The organism is Mycobacterium sp. (assembly GCF_049683355.1).
In the GTDB taxonomy this organism is placed as follows: Bacteria; Actinomycetota; Actinomycetes; order Mycobacteriales; family Mycobacteriaceae; genus Mycobacterium.
Genome location: NZ_JBAUJB010000337.1, coordinates 1 through 2039 on the forward strand (window position 1 = coordinate 1; position 2039 = coordinate 2039).

Genomic DNA, 2039 nt, shown 5'->3' on the forward strand with positions numbered 1-2039 from the left:
ACTTCTCCGTCGTCGCGCAGATCGGCCAGGATCCGCGGTGAGCCGTACACCTGATCGGAGGCGTCGTGGAACCCCTTGACCTTGGCGTCGATGGCCTCACGGCGCTGCTGGGCCGGCGAGGGTCCCGTCACCTGCGCCGCGCGCCACTTGTAGAACCCCGACCGCGACACCTCCAACAGTCCGGTCATGCGGATCACCGTGAACTCGGCCTTCTCGTCGCCATAAAGCCACGGGTGTATTCCTACTGCGTGAAAAGCCGAGGATAGCGCTCGCCCAAGGCTTTCCACCACGCGTGGGCTTTCTTGAACCCGTGCAAGCGCCGGTATTTCTTACGAGCCCACCGCATCAGGTAGGTGTTGATGCGTTTGCATAGCGCATACAGTTTCGACCGGTAGAACCGACCGTAATACTGCAGCCAGCCACGCACGATTGGGTTGATCCACCGCGCGATCTGGCCCAGGGACCAGTCGGTGTGAAGCATCCCCGGTTTCATGCACACCTCGTTACGTGTGACCGGTGCGCTCTCCGGCCTGGAGTCGAGCGTAGTACTCGGCCTCGACCTCGGCCGGTGGGATGCGGCCCAGGCGGTGCATGAGTCTGCGCTCGTTGTACCAGCTAACCCACCCCGAGGTCATGTTCTCCAGGTCGGCGACGGTTCGGATCGGCCCCGTACGAAACGGGGAGCCAGGGCGAACGCACTCGGTCTTGTAGAGCCCGATCGTGGTTTCGCACAGCGCGTTGTCCAGGGCATCGCCGACGGTACCGATCGAGGGGATCAGCCCCTCTAACATCAGCGTTTCTCTGTAATGGATTGCGGTGTATTGGCTTCCGGCGTCGCTATGATGGATCGTGTCGTTGAATGGATGGCCTTGACGGGCCCGGAAGATTGCCGCGTGGCGCAGCGCGCGCTCGACGAATCCGGTGTCTTTGACCATCGAGCACTCCCAGCCTGGGATCAGCCCGGCATAGGCGTCGACGACGAACGCGGTGTAGCCGAACCCACCGGTGTCCAGCGGGACGTAGGTGAAGTCAGCTACCTCCAGCAAATTGGGTGCGCCAACGCGCCAGTTGCGGCCCACCAGGTCCGGCGCCCGGTCCGCGGCCGGGTCGCGCTCGGTGGTGCGCGGCGGGCGGCGAGCACGCATGACGCCCCGCCAGCCGTTGTGGCGCATGATCCGTTCCACCGTGCGCCGCGCCACCGGGATGCCCTGACGTTTTGCAGGTGCGCCCACATCTTCAGGCTGCCGTACAGGCTCTCTGGTGGGCGTTTCCCGCCGGCGTCGGGTTCGTAGTAGCCGGCCAGGATCTCGGTGATCGTGGTGTCCCACAGGGCCCGTTTTGATGGTGCCGACGAGCGGTGTGCCCAGTAGGTGCGCGGGGCGATCGCCACGCCCTGGATCCCCAGGGCGCGGCAGATCGGTACGACCCCGAACCGCTCCTTGTGTTCGTCGATGAACGCACAGATCAGCGGTGTAGCGGGTCGCACTCCCGCGCGAAGAAAGTCGTTGCGGCCTTGAGGATTTCGATCGTGGCCTCAAGCTCCCTGGTCTTGCGGCGTAGCTCCCGCAGCTCCCGGCTCTCCTCGCTGGACATCCCTGCCGCCTCACCGGCGTCGACCTCGGCCTGGCGAACCCACTTGCGCAGCGTCTCCGCGTTCATCCCCAGCCGGCCCGCGATCGCCTTCATCGCCGCCCACTCCGAGTCGTAATCATCGCGGTGCTCGCGGACCAACCGCACCGCCCTGGCCTTGGTGTTCTCGTCGTACTTGCTCGGCATCGCGCCATCCTTCCCAACAAAGGAAGTGCGCACAAAACCGGGGATGGTTCAAGCCGCACCGCCATCTCCTTGAGCGCCTCGGACAGCCGCGCATTCTCGGCCTTGGCGGCCTCCAACTCGTAGTCGCGCTGCCGTTCCGCCGTACCCGGTTTGGAAGCGGCCAGCGCCGCCAACGCACCCTCCTTGGCGACGGTGCGGATGCGCATGATCGTCGTGCGGTCCACCTGATGCTCGGCGGCCGCCTCGGCGATGGTGACCTCCTG

General features: G+C 65.4%; 2 protein-coding genes and 2 pseudogenes. All 4 read right to left on the bottom strand.

Features of this window, described 5'->3' with window-relative positions; genetic code table 11:
- A pseudogene (locus WA944_RS19400) lies at positions 1–188 on the bottom strand (IS3 family transposase); the annotation flags it as partial.
- Between the two features lie 53 nt (positions 189–241).
- Positions 242–493 (bottom strand): group II intron maturase-specific domain-containing protein, encoded by a 252-nt coding sequence (locus tag WA944_RS19405; protein WP_526608952.1) that lies wholly within the window; start codon positions 491–493, stop codon positions 242–244.
- A gap of 10 nt (positions 494–503) precedes the next feature.
- Positions 504–1776 (bottom strand): annotated as a pseudogene (locus tag WA944_RS19410) (IS3 family transposase).
- A partial coding sequence (locus WA944_RS19415; protein WP_526371542.1) for a hypothetical protein occupies positions 1683–2039 on the bottom strand: 357 nt, incomplete at its 5' end. The gene WA944_RS19415 and the pseudogene WA944_RS19410, both read right to left, overlap by 94 nt.

Coding starts and splice junctions, on each gene's coding strand:
- WA944_RS19405 (WP_526608952.1), bottom strand. CDS start 493: ATGAAACCGGGGATGCTTCACACCGACTGGTCCCTGGGCCAGATCGCG.